At 64.3% G+C, this 22,024-nt stretch carries 19 protein-coding genes; 3 read left to right on the top strand and 16 right to left on the bottom strand.

Annotated features, from left to right (window positions below):
* Positions 1-17: 17 nt before the first annotated feature.
* The 14 genes from fusA to CH275_RS25995 form a co-directional block, all read right to left on the bottom strand.
* On the bottom strand, positions 18-2,120 hold the full coding sequence (gene fusA, locus CH275_RS26060) for an elongation factor G (RefSeq protein ID WP_094680997.1): 2,103 nt from the start codon (positions 2,118-2,120) through the stop codon (positions 18-20).
* Positions 2,121-2,215: 95 nt separating this feature from the next.
* Positions 2,216-2,686, bottom strand: a complete 471-nt coding sequence (gene rpsG / locus CH275_RS26055; RefSeq protein WP_003941856.1) for a 30S ribosomal protein S7 — start codon at positions 2,684-2,686, stop codon at positions 2,216-2,218.
* A 1-nt stretch (position 2,687) separates the two neighbouring features.
* Positions 2,688-3,062 (bottom strand): 30S ribosomal protein S12, encoded by a 375-nt coding sequence (gene rpsL / locus CH275_RS26050; protein ID WP_008714048.1) that lies wholly within the window; start codon positions 3,060-3,062, stop codon positions 2,688-2,690.
* A gap of 294 nt (positions 3,063-3,356) precedes the next feature.
* Positions 3,357-3,905, bottom strand: coding sequence for a DUF3558 domain-containing protein (locus tag CH275_RS26045; RefSeq protein ID WP_256991217.1), 549 nt, complete (start codon positions 3,903-3,905; stop codon positions 3,357-3,359).
* A complete protein-coding gene (locus CH275_RS26040; RefSeq protein WP_094680996.1) occupies positions 3,902-4,417 on the bottom strand; it encodes a DUF3558 domain-containing protein in 516 nt (171 codons plus the stop codon). The genes CH275_RS26045 and CH275_RS26040 overlap by 4 nt, the downstream gene beginning before the upstream one ends.
* Before the next feature lie 89 nt (positions 4,418-4,506).
* A complete protein-coding gene (locus CH275_RS26035; RefSeq protein ID WP_256991216.1) occupies positions 4,507-5,922 on the bottom strand; it encodes a guanine deaminase in 1,416 nt (471 codons plus the stop codon).
* A gap of 46 nt (positions 5,923-5,968) precedes the next feature.
* Positions 5,969-6,592, bottom strand: coding sequence for a TetR/AcrR family transcriptional regulator (locus tag CH275_RS26030; RefSeq protein ID WP_094681153.1), 624 nt, complete (start codon positions 6,590-6,592; stop codon positions 5,969-5,971).
* Between the two features lie 30 nt (positions 6,593-6,622).
* The gene (locus CH275_RS26025; RefSeq protein ID WP_094680995.1) at positions 6,623-7,375 is read right to left on the bottom strand and encodes an enoyl-CoA hydratase family protein; all 753 of its coding nucleotides are present in this window, start codon (positions 7,373-7,375) and stop codon (positions 6,623-6,625) included.
* On the bottom strand, positions 7,375-8,535 hold the full coding sequence (locus tag CH275_RS26020; RefSeq protein WP_032401976.1) for an acyl-CoA dehydrogenase family protein: 1,161 nt from the start codon (positions 8,533-8,535) through the stop codon (positions 7,375-7,377). The genes CH275_RS26025 and CH275_RS26020 overlap by 1 nt, the downstream gene beginning before the upstream one ends.
* Positions 8,532-10,496 carry an acetyl/propionyl/methylcrotonyl-CoA carboxylase subunit alpha gene (locus CH275_RS26015; RefSeq protein WP_094680994.1) on the bottom strand — a complete coding sequence of 655 codons (1,965 nt, stop codon included), beginning with the start codon at positions 10,494-10,496 and terminating at the stop codon, positions 8,532-8,534. The genes CH275_RS26020 and CH275_RS26015 overlap by 4 nt, the downstream gene beginning before the upstream one ends.
* A 4-nt stretch (positions 10,497-10,500) precedes the next feature.
* Positions 10,501-12,099: an acyl-CoA carboxylase subunit beta gene (locus CH275_RS26010; protein WP_094680993.1), complete on the bottom strand. Its 1,599-nt coding sequence runs from the start codon at positions 12,097-12,099 to the stop codon at positions 10,501-10,503.
* Positions 12,096-13,244, bottom strand: coding sequence for an acyl-CoA dehydrogenase family protein (locus tag CH275_RS26005; protein ID WP_094680992.1), 1,149 nt, complete (start codon positions 13,242-13,244; stop codon positions 12,096-12,098). The genes CH275_RS26010 and CH275_RS26005 overlap by 4 nt, the downstream gene beginning before the upstream one ends.
* A complete protein-coding gene (locus CH275_RS26000) occupies positions 13,241-14,935 on the bottom strand; it encodes an acyclic terpene utilization AtuA family protein (RefSeq protein WP_094680991.1) in 1,695 nt (564 codons plus the stop codon). The genes CH275_RS26005 and CH275_RS26000 overlap by 4 nt, the downstream gene beginning before the upstream one ends.
* Positions 14,932-15,744, bottom strand: coding sequence for a TIGR03084 family metal-binding protein (locus CH275_RS25995; protein WP_094680990.1), 813 nt, complete (start codon positions 15,742-15,744; stop codon positions 14,932-14,934). The genes CH275_RS26000 and CH275_RS25995 overlap by 4 nt, the downstream gene beginning before the upstream one ends.
* A 101-nt stretch (positions 15,745-15,845) precedes the next feature.
* Between CH275_RS25995 and CH275_RS25990 the strand changes: the two genes are divergently transcribed.
* Both CH275_RS25990 and CH275_RS25985 read left to right on the top strand, forming a co-directional pair.
* Positions 15,846-16,913 carry an endonuclease/exonuclease/phosphatase family protein gene (locus CH275_RS25990; RefSeq protein ID WP_094680989.1) on the top strand — a complete coding sequence of 356 codons (1,068 nt, stop codon included), beginning with the start codon at positions 15,846-15,848 and terminating at the stop codon, positions 16,911-16,913.
* 7 nt (positions 16,914-16,920) lie between these two features.
* Positions 16,921-17,319, top strand: a complete 399-nt coding sequence (locus tag CH275_RS25985; protein WP_094680988.1) for an ASCH domain-containing protein — start codon at positions 16,921-16,923, stop codon at positions 17,317-17,319.
* Here the strand turns inward: CH275_RS25985 and CH275_RS25980 are convergent.
* The gene (locus CH275_RS25980; RefSeq protein WP_094681152.1) at positions 17,286-17,837 is read right to left on the bottom strand and encodes a VOC family protein; all 552 of its coding nucleotides are present in this window, start codon (positions 17,835-17,837) and stop codon (positions 17,286-17,288) included. The two genes, CH275_RS25985 and CH275_RS25980, sit on opposite strands and share 34 nt — an antisense overlap.
* Before the next feature lie 186 nt (positions 17,838-18,023).
* Between CH275_RS25980 and CH275_RS25975 the strand changes: the two genes are divergently transcribed.
* Complete coding sequence (locus CH275_RS25975) at positions 18,024-19,796, top strand: HNH endonuclease signature motif containing protein (RefSeq protein ID WP_094681151.1); 1,773 nt, start codon at positions 18,024-18,026, stop codon at positions 19,794-19,796.
* Between the two features lie 94 nt (positions 19,797-19,890).
* Here CH275_RS25975 and CH275_RS25970 read toward each other — a convergent pair whose 3' ends face one another.
* Positions 19,891-21,984, bottom strand: coding sequence for an ArnT family glycosyltransferase (locus tag CH275_RS25970; protein WP_179276353.1), 2,094 nt, complete (start codon positions 21,982-21,984; stop codon positions 19,891-19,893).
* Between the last annotated feature and the right edge of the window lie 40 nt (positions 21,985-22,024).

The following is a 22,024-nucleotide window of genomic DNA, read 5'->3' as shown; positions in this document are numbered from 1 at the left end:
CCAGCAGCCGAAGAGAATTACTCTCCGGTCGCCTTCGCGATGATTTCCTTCGAGACGTTCGCAGGAACCTCTGCGTACGAATCGAAGACCATGGAGTAGTTAGCGCGGCCCTGCGTCTTCGACCGAAGGTCTCCGATGTAGCCGAACATCTCCGACAGCGGAACCAGTGCCTTGACGATACGGGCACCGCTGCGTTCCTCCATGGCCTGGATCTGACCACGGCGGGAGTTCAGGTCGCCGATGACCTCACCCATGTAATCCTCGGGCGTGATGACCTCGACGGCCATGACGGGTTCGAGAATGACGGGGCTGGCCTTACGGGCGGCTTCCTTGAACGCTTGTGAGCCGGCGACCTTGAAGGCCATTTCCGACGAGTCGACGTCGTGGTACGCACCGTCGAGCAGTGTGACCTTGACGTTGACCAGCGGGTATCCGGCGAGAACACCGTACTGCATGGCGTCCTGTGCACCTGCGTCGACCGAGGGGATGTACTCCCTGGGCACACGACCACCGCTGACCTTGTTCTCGAACTCGTAGGTCGCGCCGTCTTCGCCCTCGAAAGGCTCGAGCTTGATGATGACCTTCGCGAACTGGCCGGAGCCACCGGTCTGCTTCTTGTGCGTGTAGTCGTGCTTCTCGACCGTCTTGCGGATGGTCTCGCGGTACGCGACCTGCGGCTTGCCGACGTTGGCCTCGACCTTGAACTCGCGACGCATACGGTCGACGAGGATGTCGAGGTGCAGCTCGCCCATGCCGCCGATGACGGTCTGGCCGGTGTCCTCGTCCAGCTTCACCGAGAAGGTGGGATCCTCTTCGGCGAGCTTCTGGATGGCTGTTCCCAGCTTCTCCTGGTCGGACTTGGTCTTCGGCTCGATCGAGACCTGGATGACCGGGTCCGGGAAGCTCATGGACTCGAGGATGATCTGGTTCTGCGGATCGCAGAGCGTGTCACCCGTCGTGGTGTCCTTGAGGCCGATGACGGCGTAGATGTGACCGGCGGACGCGGTCGCGATCGCGTTCTCCTTGTTGGAGTGCATCTGGAAGAGCTTGCCCAGACGCTCCTTCTTGCCCTTGGTCGAGTTGATGACCTGAGCGCCGGAGTCGACCTTGCCCGAGTACACCCGGACGTAGGTCAGCTTGCCGAAGAAGGGGTGCGTCGCGATCTTGAACGCGAGAGCCGCGAACGGCTCGTCTGCGGACGGCTTGCGAGTGATCTCCTTCTCCTCGTCGCCGACGGCGTGTCCGATGGTCTCGGCAACGTCGAGGGGAGACGGGAGGTAGTCGATGACCGCGTCGAGCATGGGCTGAACGCCCTTGTTCTTGAACGCGGATCCACACAGGATCGGGTACAGCTCGCTGTTGACCGTCATCTTGCGGATGGCGCCCTTGATCTCGTCGATCGTGAGCTCTTCGCCACCGAAGTGCTTCTCCAGAAGCGCTTCGTCGGACTCGGCCACGGTCTCGAGCAGCTGGGTGCGGTACTCGTCTGCGCGCTCCTTGAGGTGTTCCGGGATCTCCTGGATCTCGTACTTCTCACCGAGCTTGGTCTCGCCACTCCACACGAGCGCCTTCATCTGCACGAGGTCGATGACGCCCTCGAAATCGTTCTCTGCGCCGATCGGCAGCTGGATGACCAGCGGCTTGGCACCGAGGCGATCGATGATGGTCTGCACGGTGTAGTAGAAGTCCGCGCCGAGCTTGTCCATCTTGTTGACGAAGCAGATACGCGGCACGTCGTACTTGTCGGCCTGACGCCACACCTGCTCGGACTGCGGCTCGACACCTTCTTTGCCGTCGAACACTGCGACAGCGCCGTCGAGGACGCGGAGCGAACGCTCCACCTCGACGGTGAAGTCGACGTGACCGGGCGTGTCGATGATGTTGATCTGGTTGTCGTTCCAGAAGCACGTCGTGGCAGCAGAGGTGATCGTGATGCCACGCTCCTGCTCCTGCTCCATCCAGTCCATGGTGGCTGCGCCATCGTGAACTTCACCGATCTTGTAGGAGATACCGGTGTAGAAGAGGATGCGTTCGGTAGTGGTGGTCTTGCCGGCATCGATGTGGGCCATGATGCCGATGTTGCGGACCTTGTTGAGGTCGGTCAGCACGTCCTGTGCCACGAGTTAACCCGCCTTGGTGTTGGAAGAGGTATTGCCTGAGCTGATCAACGCTCCGGCGGTATCGGATAGTTCCGAATACCGCCCGAGCGAGGAGATCACCAGCGGTAGTGGGCGAACGCCTTGTTGGCTTCGGCCATCTTGTGAGTGTCCTCACGACGCTTCACAGCGGCACCGAGGCCGTTGCTGGCGTCGAGCAGCTCGTTCGCCAGACGCTCGACCATGGTCTTCTCACGACGAGCGCGCGAGAACGTGACCAGCCAGCGCAGTGCCAGCGTGGTGGAGCGGCCGGGACGAACCTCGACGGGCACCTGGTAGGTAGCGCCACCGACGCGACGGCTGCGAACCTCGAGGGCCGGCTTGACGTTGTCGAGTGCACGCTTGAGCGTGACGACGGGGTCGGTGCCGGTCTTCTCGCGAGCCTGCTCGAGCGCCTGGTAGACGATGCGCTCTGCGGTCGACTTCTTGCCGTCGAGGAGGATCTTGTTGACGAGCTGCGTGACCAACGGCGATCCGTAGACCGGGTCGTTGATCAGCGGCCGCTTGGGTGCTGGGCCCTTGCGTGGCATATCAGCTCTTCTCCTTCTTGGCTCCGTAGCGGCTGCGAGCCTGCTTGCGGTTCTTGACACCCTGGGTGTCGAGCGAGCCGCGGATGATCTTGTAACGCACACCCGGGAGGTCCTTCACACGACCACCGCGAACGAGCACCATCGAGTGCTCCTGCAGGTTGTGACCCTCACCGGGGATGTACGCGGTGACCTCCACCGAGGAGGTCAGGCGAACACGCGCGACCTTACGGAGAGCGGAGTTCGGCTTCTTGGGGGTGGTGGTGTACACGCGAGTGCACACGCCACGGCGCTGGGGACTGCCCTTGAGGGCAGCGGTCTTCAGTTTCGCGACCTTGTCGGTGCGTCCCTTACGGACCAGCTGGTTGATCGTTGGCATAAACCGGCTTTCTTCGTGTCGATAAACAGGGATCTAGCAGTTGGAGCAAGAGAACACTGCTCCTCACCCGGTACCGCTGCTGCTCCGGTACTACTTCTGCGGGTCTCTTGCACCCCGCGGTCGGGTGTGTCGCATACCCCCACACGTCCAGCCGGTTGCGCGCTCTTTCACACGAACGTGCGCACGGCTGTACCTCGCATAGGCACACAAACGTTCCGGCCAGGCCGGACACGACCCATAACGATACCCGGCGGCGTCGCCTCGGGTCAAAACACCCCCGGTTCTGCTATGTGCCTATCGGCTCAGGTTGAGGGTGAGGTCTGCGAGCTTCGCCGCGGCCTGGCAGGGATCGGGGTGGTTGGCACCGGGTCGGTACTGCACCCACCACCCGAATATGCCGTCCCGATCCGCACCGGCCGAGACCCCGCACGAGTCGGGATCGTCCGGACGCTGAGCCTGTATTGCCTTGCGGCCCTGCACCGTTGTATCGGTGACGGTGTACATCATCTTCTCGTCGGCGGCCCGCTCCGCGGCCAGAGTGCCGGACTCGAACCAATTGAACGTCACCTTGACCGTCCCCGCGGAGCCGACCAGATCCCACCGACAGATGGCCCCGAAGAAGCCGCGCTCGATGGCGTCGGCACCGGTGGTCTCGGCGATCTGGTCGTCGGAAACGGCGTCGCACTCGGTCAACAACTTGGTGAATTCTTGGCCATCGGAGCCGGCGAAGCTCGCCGGTCTCGCGGTCCCCTCGACCGTCTGGGCGCATCCGGCAACGAGCAACAGGGTCGACGCCGCCGCGATCACTCGTCTGCGCGTCATCGCTTGCGCTCCACTGGTCATCGCTTGCGCTCCACTGTCAGCGTCGCGAGTTCGTTTCCGACGTCGCAGGGAGGGCGCGCCGCAGGTCCGAGCGAGTACGTGATGGACCAGTGGAAGAAGTCGTCGCCGAACTGCACGCCTATTTCACACAGAGTGTCTTGCTCGGCCTCGAACCCCGGGTTGCCGTCGATCTCGATGTCCTTCGCCGGACGGCCGATCAGCTCGGAACCGGCGCGTTCGCGTCCGATAGGGCTACCGCGATACCAGGAGAAGCTGACGCCGGGGCCACCGAAACCCACTGTTTCCCACTGACAGCCGACGGAGTTGCGGGTGATCTGCACGAAGGGTCCCGCTCCGAACGCAGATTGCACCTCGGCGTCGGTGACGGAACCGCATTCGCCGAAGAACGGACCGGGCTCGTAGGCCTCGGCGGTCGTCGACGTTGCCTCCTCGGGGACGGCAGCGTCCTCGGAACCGCCACAACCTGCGACCAGCGCGGCGACCGCGGTGATCACCAGTGCCACTCGCTTCATGCCGTCCTTCGCGTGCTGTTCGATGCTGCAGTTCGACGTTTACAGCAGTTCGACGTCGCAGTGAACCTATCAATCGGACGGCACTCCAGTCATGTGCCGTGCACTGCGCGTCCTCGCACGTACACGCCGACGATGGCAGGTTCGCGCATGGCCATCAGGAGGGCGAACAGAACCTGATCCCGGGCCAGCTCTGGATCAGCGGAACGGACGCCGTTGTCGATCGCCGCGGACAACGGCGGCCACGCACCGGGATCGACGACGACGAAGTCGGCTTCCTTACCGGTGTCGAAATTGCCGATCCGATTCTCCATGTCCAGGGCGCGGGCCCCGGCGAGGGTTCCGGTGAACAGCAGTTCGGCCGGATGCAGCGACAACCCGGCGTCTCCGGGCTCGGAGATGTGCACCTTGAAGGCGTCCGCGAGTACCTGAGGCAGCAGCCATTCGTCGCCGCCGCCGAAGTCCGACCCGATGGCGATGTTCACCCCGGCGGCGACGGTTCGTTGCCACGGCATGGTGCCCGAGCCCAGAAACTGTTGCGAGGTAGGACAGTGCGCGACGGAGGTGCCCGTCTCTGCCATTCGCTCCAGTTCGGCGTCCTGACAGTGCACAGCGTGCGCGAGGATCGTGCGTTTACCGAGAAAGCTCTTCCCACCGACCTGCGATCCCGGCAGAAACTTGCCGTCGTACGTGTCGAGGTACGTGTCCACCCCGTAGGCATTCTTGGTCGCGTCGATCTCGCCGGTGCCCGGGCGGTTGTTCTCGTTCAGGTGCGTGTGGAAGTAGACGCCCCGGTCGCGGACGGAATCGTAGAGCTCGCCGAGATTCTTCAGCGTCTCTGTCGTCACCGAGAGCGAGAACCGCGGTACGACGGCCACGTGCAGCATCGCCGTGTCGACGTCGCCGGTATCGGCGGCGTGCCACTTCTCGATCTCCTCGGCGACCAACCGGATCGCCTCGTCCTCACCGGTGATCAACGCCTTCGCCGACGCCGGGCCAGTGGTCTGCACACCGCGTCCGCTGACGATGCGCAGTCCGTGCTCGAGTGTCTGGGAGAACAACGCATCCTGCGCGTGCGGGAAGGCCGATCCGAACACCATCGCCTGCGTGGTTCCGGCCCGGATTCGCGCGGCGCAGAAGTCCCTGGCCGCCGCCGCGGCGAACTCGGGATCGGCGAAGCGCGACTCGGACGGAAAGATGCACGTGTTCAGCCATTCGAGAAGCTGACCGCCGCCATAGGAATCGCCGGCATAGGTCTGCGGAAAGTGAATGTGGGTGTCGACGAATCCAGGCAGTAGAAACCCCGGTCGGTGATCGGCCACGGGGGCCTGCGCGAATTGGGTTGGGAGAGAATCGAACTCGCCGCAGAACTCGATCCTCCCCCCGTCCGATACCACGAGCACACCGTCGGGAATCGACACCAACGCGGCTGCGGCGTCCGTCACGGTGGGCGAGCCTGCAACGTGAAAAATGTGGCCGCGGTACACGCGCGCGATATCGGAAGTCACCCGCCAGACTCAAGCACAGGTCGGTCTGTGCTGCAGACCGTGTGGGTCAGCGCACTCCCGCCGGAGCGGCGGACAGTCGCGTGTTCAACGACGCGTCCAAGACATCGGCCCACGACCGCACCACTTCGGCACGTCGCCGCGCGTCGTCGGTGAGCACGTCGGCAAGACCGAGACCGCGGGCGAGGTCGAGGGTCGCCTGTACCAGACGGTGGGTGACGGGATCGTTGTCGTCGACCCCGAGATTCTCGACGGCCATCTGGTGGGCGCGGCGACCGAACCGTTCCTCGAGGGGCACGATCCGATCGCGCAACTCGGGGTCGGCCGAGGCTGCCGTCCAGACCTGAAGTGCCGCTTTGAACATCGGGCCGGTGTAGTACTCGACGAGCCGCTCCACCACCAGCTTCGTCCGTCCGGGCCCGGGCGGAATGTCCTGGGCTTCGCGACGCGCGTCGTCCATTCGAGTGTCGAACATGTACTCGAGGGCACCGGTGATCAGGTCCTCACGCGTCGGGAAATGGTGCTGGGTCGCGCCACGGGAGACGCCTGCCCGTTCGGCGACGACGCCCACGGTCGTGGCACTCCAGCCCTGCTCGGCGAGTGAATCGATCGTCGCCTCGAGCAGTCGCTGACGCGTGACCCTGCTGCGGTCCTGCTTGGGTTCGCGCGCCATCACCATCTCCCTACCTACTTGTTTACCGACCTACTTGTCGACCGCCCAGGACGGAGGTCTCTTCTCCAGAAAGGACATCATCCCCTCTCGGGCCTCGTCCGATGCAAACAACCTGGCCGATTGCCCGGCGACGGCCGTTCCGCGCTCGTCGATCTCGCGCCTGATCGCCGCCGTGGTGAGTTGCTTCGACTCGGCCAGGCCCTGCGGCGAGCACTTCCGAAACATGATCATGTAATCGGCCACCACGGCCGCGGGGATGGCATCGGCCACGGTGATCAGGCCGATCGATTCGGCTGTGGCACCGTCGAACGTCTCGCCGGTGAGGAAGTACCGACTCGCGGCTCGGGAGCTCAGTCGCGGCAGCACGGCCACCGAGATGACCGACGCGGCGAGGCCGAGGCGAACTTCCGTCAACGCGAACGAACTCTCGGGTCCGGCGACGGCGATATCGCAGGCCGCGACGAGCCCCATCCCACCGGCCCGCACATGCCCGTCGATCTGCACGACGACGGGTTTCGGGGTGTCGATGATCAGCCGCATCAGATCCAGCATCTGCCGGGTACGAAGTTCCGGCGACGCCCCGGCTTCCCTCAGGTCGGCACCGGCGCAGAACGTGGTGCCGGTGTGGCCGAGCACGATCGTTCTGATGTCATCGTCGTGCGCCGCAGCGATGAGGCCGGCCGTCAGCTCCTCGACCAACACCGACGACAGCGCGTTCCTGTTCTCCGGCGAATCCAGCGTCAAATACGCTGTGTCCTTGCCCGACTCGACGAGAACGGCCATCAGTAGCTTCTCGGCAGTCCCAGCGAGTGCTGGCTCACGAAGTTGAGGATCATCTCCCGACTCACCGGCGCGACACGGGCGATACGGGCGGCCCCGAGCATCGCAGCCAATCCGTACTCGCTGCTCAAGCCCGCACCACCGTGGGTCTGGATCGCCTGATCGAGCGCCTTGATGCTGGCTTCGGCGGCAGCGTACTTGGCCATGTTCGCAGCCTCGGCCGCACCGAAATCGTCGCCGGAGTCGTAGAGCACCGCAGCTTTCTGCATCATCAGCTTCGCAAGTTCGAGCTCGATCTTGCACTGCGCCAACGGATGAGAGAGACCCTGGTGAGCCCCGATCGGCGTCTTCCATACGGTGCGTTCCTTGGCGTACTTCACCGCTGCGTCGATGGCGTACCGACCCATCCCGATGGCCATCGCGGCACCGAGAATGCGCTCGGGGTTCAGGCCCGCGAACAGCTGCATCAGGGCAGCGTCGGCCTCACCGACGAGAGCCTCGGCGGGCAGCCGAACGTCGTCGAGGAACAGCACGAACTGGTGATCGGGCTCGACGATGTCCATCTCCATCTGCGTCTTCTGCAGACCGGGAGCGTCCGTGGGCACGATGAACAGGGCCGGCTTGAGCTTGCCCGTCTTGGAATCCTCGGTGCGCGCCACGATCAACACGGCGTCGGCCTGATCGACACCGGAGATGTAGATCTTGTTGCCCTTGAGAATCCACTCGTCGCCGTCGCGACGGGCAGTGGTGGTGATCTGATGCGAGTTGGATCCGGCGTCCGGCTCGGTGATGCCGAAGACCATGATCTTGGACCCGTCGGCGAGAGCGGTGAGCCACTCCTGCTTCTGATCCGCGGTGCCGTACTTTCCGATGATGGTGCCGCAGATGGCCGGACTGACGACCACCAGCAGCAGACCGGCACCGTGCGCGGCCAACTCTTCTTGCACCAATGCGAGTTCGTAGATGCCTGCGCCGCCGCCGCCGTACTCCTCGGGCAGGTTGACGCCGAGGAAGCCGAGCTTGCCCGCCTCGTTCCACAGTTCGGTCAGGGGCTCACCCTTGCGCGCCTTGGGCAGCACGTAGTCGATGTAGTTGTAGCGCTTGCCGAGTGACGAGACTGCGTTGCGCAGCCCCTTCTGCTCTTCGGTTTCGATGAAACTCATGCTTGTTCCTCTCCTACTGTCCTGTCGGTGACCACTGCCAAGACCTGTCCCACTTCGACTTGTTGACCCTGCTTCACATTCAGTTCGGTGAGCACCCCATCTGCAGGCGCGGTCACCGTGTGCTCCATCTTCATCGCCTCCAGCCACAGGATCGGCTGACCTGCTGTGACGGTATCGCCCTGCACGGCAGCGATTCTGATGACACTGCCCGGCATCGGAGCCAGCAAGGAACCAGCCGCGACCTCGTCCGTGGGATCGGTGAACCGCGCCGCCCGGACCAAGCGAACCGGGCCGAGTGCCGAGTCGACGAACACGTCCGACCCGTAGCTCCGCACCTGAAAGATACGACGAATCCCGTTGTCGTCGAGCGTCACCGAGGTCGGCGTGTGCTCGATCAGTTCGACGCCGTCCACCGAGGAGGTGAGTCCGCTGCGTCCGATCGAATATTCGACGGTGATGTCGTTGTACGTTTTGCGCTGCGGTTGGGACCGGAGATTGCGCCAGCCACCGGGCAATCCACGGTTCACCCGCGCCTGCGCCGTGTTGTTCGCCGCGTCCGCGAGCGCTGCAGCGAGCGCCGACAGCTCCTCGGATCGTCCCTGTGCGATCGGCTGCGCCAGCACGTCGAGCCCGTGCGTGTCGAAGAAAGCCGTGTCGGTATCTCCAGTCAGGAACGCCGGGTGCCGCAGAACGTTGACCAGTAGATCGCGGTTGGTCTTCAGTCCGTGAACGATGGCCTTCTGCAACGCTTTCGCCAGCAGATTCGCCGCCTGGTCCCGCGTCGGCGCGAAGGAGATGACCTTCGCGAGCATCGGGTCGTAGTGAGTTCCGACCACGCTGCCGGTCTCGACCCCGGAGTCCACTCTGATGCCGGCCTTCTCGAGCACCTCGAACTGCACACCGGGGATCTCGAATTTGTGCACGGCACCGCTCTGTGGCTGCCAGTCCTGGGCCGGATCCTCGGCGTAGAGGCGAACCTCGATGGAATGACCGCGCGTCGCGGGCTGCTCGGCGGGCAGTCGCTCCCCCGCCGCCACCCGAATCTGCAGCGCTACCAGGTCGAGTCCCGTCGTGCACTCGGTCACCGGGTGCTCCACCTGCAGGCGAGTGTTCATCTCCAGGAAGAAGAAGTTGCCCTTCTCGTCGGCGAGAAACTCGACCGTGCCTGCACCCTCGTAGCCGATGGCCTCGGTGGCGAGTGCCGCCGCATGGAACAGCTTCTCGCGCATGCCGTCGATACGTTCGACGAGCGGCGACGGTGCCTCTTCGACGACCTTCTGGTGTCTGCGCTGAATCGAGCACTCACGCTCGCCCACCGTCCACACCGTGCCGAACCTGTCGGCCATGACCTGAACTTCGATGTGGCGTCCGGTCTCGATGTACCGCTCGACGAACACGGTTCCGTCGCCGAACGCCGAGAGCGCCTCGCGCCCGGCCGCTTCGAGCTCCGACTGCAGGTCCTCGAGATTGCGCACGATCCGCATGCCGCGTCCGCCGCCGCCGGCAGAGGCCTTGATCAACACCGGGAGTTCGTTCTCGGTGACCGACTCGGGGTCGAGCTGGGTCAGCACCGGCACTCCGGCGTCGGCCATCATCTTCTTGGACTCGACCTTCGACCCCATCAATTCGATGGCCTTGACGGGCGGCCCGATCCACGTCAGTCCGGCGTTCTGGACCTGCTGCGCGAAATCGGCGTTCTCGGACAGAAATCCGTACCCCGGATGTACTGCGTCGGCTCCGGCCTGCACGGCGGCGGCGATGACGAGCTCGCCCCGGAGATAGGTCTCGGACGAGCTGTTACCGGGCAGGCGGACGGCCGCATCGGCCTCCCGCACGTGCGGGGCATTCGCGTCGGCGTCGGAGAACACCGCGACGGTATCGATCCCCTCGGCGCGGCAGGTGGTGAACACCCGTCGGGCGATTTCGCCGCGGTTGGCTACGAGAACGGACGTTATGGTCATGGCTTCACATCCGGAAGACACCGAAGTTGGCGGTGCCTTCGATCGGGGCAGAGGCGATGGCCGACAGGCACATTCCCACTACCGTACGAGTATCACGAGGGTCGATGACGCCGTCGTCGTAGAGGCGTCCGGACAGGAACATCGGCAGCGACTCGGCTTCGATCTGAGCCTCGATCATTGCGCGCAGGCCGGCGTCGGCCTCGGCATCGAAGGCCTGGCCTCGGGCCTCGGCAGCGGCGCGTCCGACGATGGAGATGACGCCTGCGAGCTGTGCACCACCCATGACGGCCGATTTGCTGGACGGCCACGCGAAGAGGAACCGCGGATCGAAGGCGCGGCCGCACATGCCGTAGTGGCCGGCACCGTAGGAGGCACCGAGCAGGATCGAGATGTGCGGGACCGTGGAGTTGGAGACGGCATTGATCATCATCGATCCGTGTTTGATCATCCCGCCTTCCTCGTACTCCTTGCCGACCATGTAGCCGGTGGTGTTGTGCAGGAACAACAGTGGAGTGTTCGACCGGTTGGCGAGTTGGATGAACTGCGTCGCCTTCTGCGATTCCTCACTGAACAGCACGCCGCGGGCGTTGGCCAGGATGCCGATCGGATAGCCGTGCAGCTCTGCCCATCCGGTGACGAGCGAGCCGCCGTACATGGGCTTGAACTCGTCGAAGTCGGAACCGTCGACGATCCGGGCGATGACCTCACGCGGGTCGAACGGAATCTTGAGATCGGTGGGCACGATGCCGAGCAGATCTTCTGGGTCGGCCAGCGGCTCGATGACCTCGGTGCGAGGCTCCGGGCCCTTCTTCTTCCAGTTCAGCCGGGAGACGATGCTGCGTCCGATCCGGATCGCATCCTGCTCGTCGACGGCGAAGTAGTCTGCGAGACCGGACTTTCGGGCGTGCATCTCCGCCCCGCCGAGGGACTCGTCGTCGGAGTCCTCGCCGGTGGCCATCTTCACCAAGGGCGGTCCGGCGAGGAACACCTTGGATCGTTCCTTGACCATGACGACGTGATCGGACATGCCGGGGATGTACGCGCCGCCCGCGGTGGAGTTACCGAACACCAACGCGATCGTGGGAATGCCCGCCGCCGAGAGCTGCGTCAGATCACGGAACATGCGACCGCCCGGGATGAACACCTCCTTCTGCGTCGGCAGATCTGCCCCGCCGGATTCGACGAGAGAGATGACCGGAAGCCGGTTCTGCGTGGCGATGTCGTTTCCACGGAACCCCTTCTTGAGAGTCCACGGGTTGCTGGATCCACCGCGCACCGTCGGGTCGTTGGCCACGATGAGGCACTCGACTCCGCAGACGACGCCGATGCCCATGACGGTGCTGGCTCCGACCGGAAAGTCGCTGCCCCAGGCCGCGAGTGGGCAGAGCTCGAGAAATGCGGAGTCCTCGTCGATCAACAGCTCGATGCGTTCGCGGGCAAGAAGCTTGCCGCGCTTCTTGTGCCGCGCCACGTATTTTTCGCCGCCGCCGAGGAGAGCCTTGTCGTGTTCGGCGTCGATCTCGGCGAGTTTGGTGTTCATCGCCTCGACGCTCCCGGAGAACTGCTCCGATGCGGTGTCGAGGGTGGACTTCAGCACGCTCATGCCTGGTACCCCAATCGTTTTGCTGCCAGCCCGGTGAGAATCTCGGTCGTCCCGCCGCCGATGCCGAGTATGCGCATGTCGCGGTACTGCCGCTCGACCTCGCTCTCGCGCATGTACCCCAGCCCGCCGAAGAGCTGCACCGCCTGATTGGCGACCCACTCTCCCGACTCGACGGCGGTGTTCTTCGCGAAGCAGACCTCGGCGATGAAGTCTTGGTTCTCCTGCAGCGACCGTTCGACGAGCGAACGGGTGTAGACGCGGGCGATGTCGATCTTGCGCGCCATCTCGGTGACAGTGTTCTGTACGGATTGCCGTGCGATGAGCGGCTTTCCGAAGGTCTCACGATCGCGAACCCACTGCAGCGTCAGATCGAGGCACCGCTGCGCGCTGGCATAGGCCTGGGCCGCGAGCGCGATGCGCTCGGTGAGGAACGCCTGCGCGATCTGCGCGAAGCCGCTGTTCTCGGCACCGACGAGGTTGCTCACCGGTACTCGGGCGTCGACGAACGACAGCTCCGCGGTATCGGATGCGCGCCAGCCCATCTTGTCGAGCTTGCCGGTAACCTCGAATCCGGGCGTGCCCTTCTCGATGACGAGCAGTGAGACGCCTGCCGCACCCTCGCCGCCGGTGCGGACCGCGGTGACGACGAAATCGGCTCGGCATCCCGAGGTGATGTACGTCTTGGATCCGTTGACGACGTAGTGATCGCCGTCCTTGACCGCCCTGGTCCTGAGGTGGCCGACATCGGAACCGCCACCGGGCTCGGTGATCGCGAGAGAGCCGATCTTCTCCCCCGCCAGCGTGGGCCGGACCCACTTCTCGATCTGATCGGCGTCACCCGCGGCAACCAAGTGCGGCAATGCGATTCCGCTGGTGAACAGCGATGCGAACAGTCCGCCCGACGCACCGGCCTGATGCATCTCCTCGCAGATCACGACCGCGTCGGCCAGGTCTCCGCCGTCCCCGCCGACCTCCTCGGGAAAACCGGCCCCGATCAAACCGAGGGCTGCCGCCTTCTTGTGCAGATCGCGCGGAATTTCACCGTCGGTCTCCCACTGATTCATGTGCGGCGCGATGTCCTGCTCGACGAAGCTGCGCACGGTCTTTCGAAGCTGCTGACGCTCGGCCGTCGTCCAGATGCTCATACGAGTGCTCCCTTGTACGCGAGTGTTTCGGGGATGTCGATGTGCCGCGACCGCAGCCACTCACCGAGTCCCTTGGCCTGTGGATCAAATCTGGCCTGCGACGCCACGCCTTGGCCGAGGATGCCCTCGATGACGAAGTTCACGGCCCGCAGATTCGGCAGCACGTGCCGGGTCACGGTGAGCTCCCCGGCCTCGGGCAGCATCTGCTTCAGGGTCTCGACCGTCAATGCATGGACCAGCCAGGAGAATTCGTCGTCGGTGCGAACCCAGACTCCGACGTTGGCGTTGCCGCCCTTGTCCCCGCTTCGGGCCGCAGCGATGGTGCCGAGCGGAAGCCGGATAGTCGCTTCGGCTGCCCTCGGTGCCGGCAGCGGCGGTTCGTCGAGAGGTTCCAACACCCGCGTGTCCGTCGACGGTGTGACGGTGGTTTCGGTGCCGTCGGCGAGATGCGCAACGTGCGGAACCTGGGCCGCATCGACGAATCCTGCCGTGAACACTCCGTACGGTGCTCCGTTTCCGGGCGGCGCAGTGACCGAGAATCCGGGGTAGCTGGCCAGTGCGAGTTCGACTGCAACCGCGGAGAACTGACGTCCGACGGCGTCGGGATTGCTGTCGCGGGCGACACAGCGCAGCAGGGCGCTGGCCGTCTCCTCCGTCTCGGCGTCCGGCTTGTCGGTGCGTACCAGGGTCCAGTCCAACTCGGTCGGCCGCGCCGGGAGCCAGGACTCGAACTGCCGCTGCGCCAGTGCCGCTTTGGCCTCGATATCGAGTCCGGTGAGCACCATCGTGAATTCGTTGCGGAAGCCGCCGAGTGCATTGAGCGAAACCTTGTAGGTGGGCGGCGGCGCTTCGCCGGTCACACCGGTGATCGACACTCGATCGCTGGTCTCCTGCGTGAGAATCGCCGTGTCGATGCGCGCCGTCACATCGGGGTTCGCGTAGCGACCACCGGTGATCTCGTACAGCAGCTGGGCAGTCACGGTGCCGACGCTGACAGCCCCGCCGGTGCCCTCGTGCTTGGTGATGACGCTCGATCCGTCGCGGTGAATCTCGGCGATGGGAAAGCCGGGACGAGACAAGTCGGCGATCTCGGTGAAGAAAGAGTAGTTGCCGCCGGTCGCCTGCGTTCCGCACTCGATGACGTGTCCGGCGATCACGGCCCCCGCCAACGCGTCGTAATCGGTTGGAGTCCAGCCGAAGTGGGCCGCCGCAGGTCCGACGATGACACTGGCGTCGGTGACGCGCCCGGTGACCACGACGTCGGCACCGGAGTTCAGGCAGTCCACGATGCCCCACGCGCCGAGGTATGCGTTGGCGGTCAGCGGGTTACCGAGACCGAGTTCGGCGGCTCGGCCGAGGAGGTCGTCGCCGTCGACGTAGGCGATCTTCGCGCCGGAGTCCAGCTTCTCCAATGCCTCGGCCAGGCTTCGGGGGTTGAGGCCGCCTGCGTTGGCGACGATCTTGACCCCCTTGTCGAGGGCCAGACCCAGGCAGTCCTCGGCCTGGCGCAGAAAGGTTTTGGCGTAGCCCCGGGTGGCGTCCTTCATCCGATCGCGGCCGAGGATGAGCATCGTGAGCTCGGCGAGGTAATCGCCGGTGAGGTAGTCCAGTTCGCCGCCCTCGAGCATTTCACGCATGGCGGAGAGGCGGTCTCCGTAGAAGCCTGAGCAGTTGCCGATTCGTACGGTCATGCTTTGTCTCGTCCTGACTGTGGCCGTCCGCCCCCTGGAGGGCCTGCGAATGCTTGGGCGATGGTGATCCAGTGCGCGGCGTCGGGCCCCTCGGCACGGATGTCGAGGTTGTCGCGATGAGCGCGCTGGGTGACGAGAAGACAGAAGTCGAGCGCTGATCCGCTCACGCGCTGGGCGGCGTCCTCGGGTCCCCATGTCCACACTTCACCCGAGGGCGCGGTGAGTTCGATGCGAAACTGCTCGGTCGGCGGGGTCTGCTGGTTGACCATGTAGGCGAAATCTCTTGTGCGCACACCGATGTGCGCGACGCCGCGGATTCTGTCGGTGGCAACGCGGGTGATGCCCAGTGCGTCGGCGACATCCTGACCGTGCGCCCACGTCTCCATCAACCGGGCCGTCGCCATCGACGCGGCGCTCATCGGGGGTCCGAACCAGTCGATCTTGGTTCCGGGCGGTACCTGCACGAGAGCATCTGCCATGGCGTGGCGACGGCTACGCCAGATGCTCAGCAGGTCGGGATTGCGCGACTCCTCCTCGGCGGCCTCGTCGACGAAACCGGTGGGGTTCTCCCATGCCTTCTTCAGAGTGAGTGCGAACTCCTCCTTCGCCTCGACATCGCCGGATGCACCGGACGTGGTGCGCTCCGCGACGTGATCGGTCCAGGAAAGATGCCCGATCTGGTGCGCAACGGTCCAACCCTCGGCCGGTGTCGGTGCCGACCACCGTTCCGGAGTCAGCTCGGCCACCAGGGCATCGAGGTCGTCTCCCTCGGCACGGAGGTCGCCGACGAGTGTGTCGAGGTCTGCCATGGGGTCAAGCTTCACAAAGGCACGAGAAAAAAGCAAGCACGCTTGCTTGTTAATTCGTAACCTTACGTTCGCCTGCCGTCTCTACGGTGAGGAACGTGGAAATGTCGAGACTTGTGGCCGTCACCGTTACCCTCGCCTTCATGTCCGCCGGTTGCTCCTCTGTGAATCCAACCGCTGGGGACCCGGCCACCGACGAACCGTCGAGCATTCGGGTGGCGACGTTCAACGCCAGCCTCAATCGATCCGCGGCCGGCCAGTTGGTAACCGACCTGCGGGGCGACAACGCTCAGGCTCGCGCGGCGGCCGAGGTGATCGCCGCGAACTCACCGGATGTGTTGTTGGTCAACGAGTTCGACTACTCGGGTGATGAGGCGGTGAGGCTGTTCAACGACAACTACCTGGACAAGCAGTACCCGTATTCGTTCACTGCGCCGGTGAACACCGGCGTCGATTCGGGACTCGACCTGGACCGGAACGGCACACTCGGCGGGCCGGGCGATGCCTGGGGGTTCGGTCAATTCCCAGGTCAGTACGGGATGGTCGTGTACTCGAAATTTCCGATCGACACAGAATCGGTACGTACGTTTCAGAATTTTCTGTGGAAGGACATGCCGGATTCGCTGTTGCCACGCGACTACTACGGCGACACGTCGGACGCACTTCGGCTGTCCAGCAAATCGCACTGGGACGTGCCGATCGACGTGAACGGGAAGACCCTGCACGTGCTGGCCTCGCACCCCACTCCCCCGTCCTTCGACGGGCCCGAGGACCGCAACGGTAAGCGCAACCACGACGAGATACGCCTCAGTGCCGACTACATCTCGGGTGCGGATTACCTTTACGACGACAAGGGAGTTCGCGGCGGGCTCGACGAGGGAGCGTCGTTCGTGATGGTGGGCGATCAGAACAGCGACCCGGTCGACGGAGACTCGGTGGCCGGCTCCATCGCGCAGGTCCTCGACCTTCCGCGGGTTCAGGATCCTGCAGCCACCTCGGCTGAACATGGCACGGACACAGCCGATTTCGCCGACCCGACTCCCGGTGACCTTCGGGTGGACTACGTGCTGCCGTCGAACGATCTGACGGTGGTCGATTCGCAGGTGTATTGGCCGGACCAGGCCGAGCACCCCTCGGACCATCGACTGGTGTGGGCCGACCTCGAAATATGATGAGCCGGTGACCGATCTACCGATTGTCGAATTCGCCTACCCCGGCCCCCTACGAGACAAGCTGGTTGCGGCCGTGCTGTCCGGTGCAAAGACCACGACGGCAAGTCTGCTGGTGCAGTACATAGACGAGGAGTTGCCGCGAGTCGGCGAGCGCGGTGCAGTGGTGAATTCGGCGGGAGTCGTGGTCGGGGTCATCGAGACCACGGGTGTCGATATCGTTGCGCTGAGAGATATTTCGCTCCAACATGCCCTTGACGAGGGTGAGGGGTACGCCGATGTGGCGCAGTGGCGCGCCGGCCACGAGAGATTCTGGCAGTCGACCGAGGTTCGCGCGGAACTGGGCGATCCACACTTCACCGTCGACGACGACACTCAGGTGGTACTGGAGCGGTTCACACTCGTGTGAAGTCGTTCTCCGCTGTGGTCCGTCGGTTCGATGCCTACTGCTCGGAGGGTTGCCGCTTCTGCGCTGTCCGGATCATACGGCCGTGCCGCTGTCATGATGACCCGCGCATTCTCCGGAGTGTGGATCTCGAGCTCGACGGAATTCCATGGTCGAGTGTGCGGCCCGGTAACCGAGCCGGGTCGGATTCGGGTGCAGGCCTCGACTACGGCGTCGAGCTGGTCGAGAACACAGGCGAAGCTCACCGTCATCTCGGGCAGAGTGGCCGACCGGGCCGCAGGTACGAGCAGAACATCTTGGAACGCCCAGCGGCGCAGATGAACCAATCGACCTGGGATCGCGAAGAGCTCGAAGAAACCCAGAGCATCGATCCAGAATTCGGTCGACTCCGCGAGATTCGCGGCGGGGATGGTGACGAACATGGGCATGCCGTACAGGCCACGAAACAGTTGGGGTGCGGTGGCGTCCGGGCCCGGAATCGGTACGGGGCTCACTTCGAAGGCGGGGTAGTTCTCGATCATGTCCACCATCCTGAAGCCTGACGCGGCGTGAGGGTCAAACAGTTTGTCGGTGGGTGGGTGTAGAGACGCTCTGCCTCTAATCCTTCTTCATAACAACATGATTGGGGTTGACGGATGGTGTGATCCCCGATATCATCGAACACACGTTCTATTTTGTTGGAACACCTGCCGGGGGGCGAATACACAGTGACCACATCTGCGCGCAGTCGATTCGCGGCCTACCTGGGGCCGCAATCGAAGCCGTACATCGAGCCTGCTTCGTTGGCCGAGATTCGGGATGTCGCGATTCTGGAGAATCAAGCGTGCGCTCGGAAAGTAGCTGTGGCCGCCGCCATCTGGGATTCGTGTATTCATCAGAATGTGCTCGTCGGTGATGTCATTCAGGACGCGGGTAACTATGCGGCTTCCGAAATTGCGCACGTTCTGGGCTGCTCGAAGACCGTTGCGAACACCTACGCCGAGGTCGGAATGGACCTTCGGCTTCGGCTTCCTGCCGTCGCGGCTGCGTTCGAGGCCGGCGAGATCGACCTACCTCGGGTGCGTGCGATCTACCGCTGCACTCACAATCTGACGCAGGACGCGGCGACCGCCGTCGAAGGCGAGGTTCTACTGGCCGCCCGACGCCTGTCGCCCGGTCCGCTCGCGACGGAAATCTGGTCGATCATGTACCGCGTCGCACCCGAGCAAGCCGCCGCTCTCCGCAAGGACTTGGAACGGCACACCAACGTCACGTACACCGACAAAGACGTGCTCTCGACGCTGAAGGCCGACCTCACCGCAGCAGAGGCCGCAGCGGCCTGGCAGTTGATCAACGAGATGGCCGCGACCGTGTGCCGGCGTGATCCGCGAAACCGGGGGCAGAAGCGTGCCGCAGCGTATGTGGCTCTGCTACAGCAGGAGTCGTCGATGGCATGCATGTGCGAACCCGATGACGACAATCCGTGCACGGCCGATACTGTGCGTCCTGATCGACGCGCCCCACTGACGGTGATCACGGTCGACCTCGCCACGCTCGCCGGTCTGCTGTCGAATCCTGCTCACCTGGCCGGCCACGGGACCATCGATGCCGAGTACGCCCGAGAACTCGCCGACAACGCGCACTGGCAGATCCTCCTTACCGAAGCCCGCAATCTGGCGGAGAAGGTCGGTTACGGCGAAGATCTGGAGTCGTTCATCGACCTCGACACCGACACCGACACCGAGACCGAGAACGGCGCAGGCACCGAAGACAAGGGTGCAGAATGCAAGGCCGACAGCGGTGGCAGCAGCAGATCGCATGTGGTGTTTCATCCGCTGGGGCGCGGTCGTCGTCGTGTCGGCGGTTCTGTTCCTCGGCCCCCACGAGCGCAGAACTCCTCACTTCCACCGCGAAGCAGCTGTGTCGCCACTCCGTATCGCGGTACCTACACGTTCGTTGCCGAACTCGAAGCCGCGATTGCAGCCGATCCCGCTCTCGGGATCGCGCTCCATCCCGACGGTCACGGCGGTCTCGTGCTGCCGCCACCCGGAGCGCTCGTCTATCGGCCCACTACTGCGCTCGCAGAACGTATTCGGTACCGCGATCGCACCTGCCGGCACCCCGGCTGCGACGTCTCGGCCCAGCAGTGCGAGATCGACCATGTAGTTCCGTATTTCCATCGCGACCCCGAGTCCGGTGGCTGGACCATCGACTCCAACCTGCATTGTCTGTGCCGCTATCACCACAGCCTCAAGACCATGGGCCTGTGGACTCCTGTCATGCTCGCCGATGGTGTCGAGTTCTGGGTCTCCGAAGCCGGCACCACCGCAGTCACCGTCCCCGGCACCACGCAGTTCGCAGACCTGAGCCATCTGCCGGACGTCTATCGCAGGCCCAAGGGTGAAGTTGTGCAGGCGGATACCTCGAGCCTCGAGATTGCCCAGCCGCTGCCCGCGCCGGTACCTACGTCAGCACCGGACGATGATCCTCCGCCTTTCTGATTGATCTCGGATCAGTACACAGAAGTTCCACCGCAGTCGAAGTGTCTGCGGTGGAACGACTGTGCGCGTTGGGTGTCGCTCTGTTCGGTCGGTGTCAGCCCGTGTAGGTGCTGAGGTCGTACACCGTCGTACTGCCGACCGTGGTGGCGGTGAAGCTCGCCTCGACCCATTCCTGGATCTGCGAGGACGTACTCGCCGAGTCGCCGTCCGCTCCCCCACGAGCCATTCCGCCACCCATTCCGCCCGACACGTAGTACGTCACTTCGTGATCGGCCACGTACTGGATGAACTGGTCGAGCGACGGCGCAGGATCACCGCTCCAACCTCCGATGGCCATGACCGCGGTATCGGACGACAACTCGTAACCCGCAGCCGACATCGAACCGTTCACCGCAGCAGACCATTTCGTCGTCGTGGACTCGAGCAGAGTCGTCAACTCCTCGTCGGTCTCCCCCATACCGCCCATCGACATACCGCCCATCGACATACCGCTCGGCAGGTCGCCGCTGCCGAAGCCGGCCGGAAGATCGGCCGGCATACCCGCATCATCGCCCGACACAGCATCAGCCGGCACAGCATCGCCCGGCATCGCTCCCGTCGGCATCCCACCACTGGGCATACCACCACTGGGCATTCCACCGCCCGGCATACCGCCTGGGCCGCCGTCTTCGACCGCACCTGTCGGGCCTGCGGTGGGGACGGATCCGCTGTGCGCGTTGGTCGTCGTGGCAATGGCATACGACGCACCGCCGCCCAGGCCCGCCACCGCACCGAGTATCAGTGCTGCCGCAGTGAGCTTTCGGTACCGTCCGGCGAGCAGAATCATCACGGCCGCAACGACGGTTCCCACCAACAGGATCCATTTCAACGCCGGCAGCCAGTCCGCGTTGCGGTGCAGCAGTACCCAGCTCCAGACACCTGCCGCAATCATCATCGTTGCCATACCTGCTCGGCCCCACATCGATTCGCGCCGCAGCCACAGTGCGTAGCCGCCGGTGCCGATCATCCCCGCGATAGCCGGAGCGAGTGCGACGGTGTAGTACGGGTGAATCGTGCCGGACATGTAACTGAAGATCAGTGCCGTCACCAGGAACCAGCCGCCCCACAGAATCAGGGACGCTCGCAGCAAGTCTGTCCGCGGCGCTCGGCCACGAGCAATGAGACCGAAGACCAACGCCACCAGCGCCGCAGGAATCAGCCACGAAATCTGAATCCCCATCTCACTGCCGAACAGTCGATCCAGGCCGGTCGACCCGCCGAAGCTCGATCCGGCAGCGCCTGCACTCATTCCGGCCGGAGCCTGCATGCCGCTCCCGCCGGTGTTACCGAAGATGCGGCCGAGGCCGTTGTATCCGAGCACCAGATCCATCACGGTGTTGTCGGTGGACCCGCCGATGTACGGTCGAGCACTTTCCGGCCACAGCTGAACCGTCACCACCCACCATCCGGCGGCGACCACCAGTGCAGCGAACGCACCGACCAGATGCAGCAAGCGTGCCCGCAACTGCGCCTGTCCGGCAACAAGATAGGTGAGACCGAACGCGGGCAGCACCAGCAGTCCCTGCAGCATCTTGGTGAGGAACGCGAATCCCAGCGCCACACCAGCCAATGCGAGCCACATCGCGGCCCGTCGTCCGGCCGCTGTCTGTAGAGACCTGACGACGAAGTACCCGCCGAGCGTCATCAAGAGAACCAGCAGCGCGTCGGGGTTGTCGAAGTTGAACATCAACGCCGCCGCCGGGACCGACGCCAACGTGAAGCCGGCGAGCAAACCGGCCGTGGGGTTCGCGACCCGCTTGACCGCGGCATACACCGTCGCCACGGAAGCGACACCCATCAGCGCCTGGGGAAGTAGCAGGCTGAAGCTCGAGAACCCGAACAGGCGTGCCGACAGTCCCATCACCCACAGCGAGGCCGGTGGCTTGTCGACGGTGATGAAGTTCTCGGAGTCGAGCGATCCGAAGAACCACGCCGTCCAATCCTTGGTACCGGCCTGCACCGCAGCGGCGTAGAAGGTGTTCGCGTAGCCACTTGCGGTCAGGTTCCACAGATACAGCGTTGCCGTGGCCGCGAGCAGAACCAGCAGCCCGAGCAGGTGCCGGCGGCGATACCACCACTTGTCCTGCCAGGACGGCTGGCGGGCGTGCGATGGAGGCATCGCTGCCGGTCGGTCGAGTTGGGCGGTCATCGCAGTCCTGTTCGTCGAAGTTGTCGACTACGAGAATGTG

This window comes from Rhodococcus sp. 06-235-1A, from assembly GCF_002258785.1.
Taxonomy (GTDB): domain Bacteria; phylum Actinomycetota; class Actinomycetes; order Mycobacteriales; family Mycobacteriaceae; genus Rhodococcoides.
The sequence above is the reverse complement of the archived record's forward strand: the minus strand, read 5'-3'. Positions and strand labels throughout refer to the sequence as shown.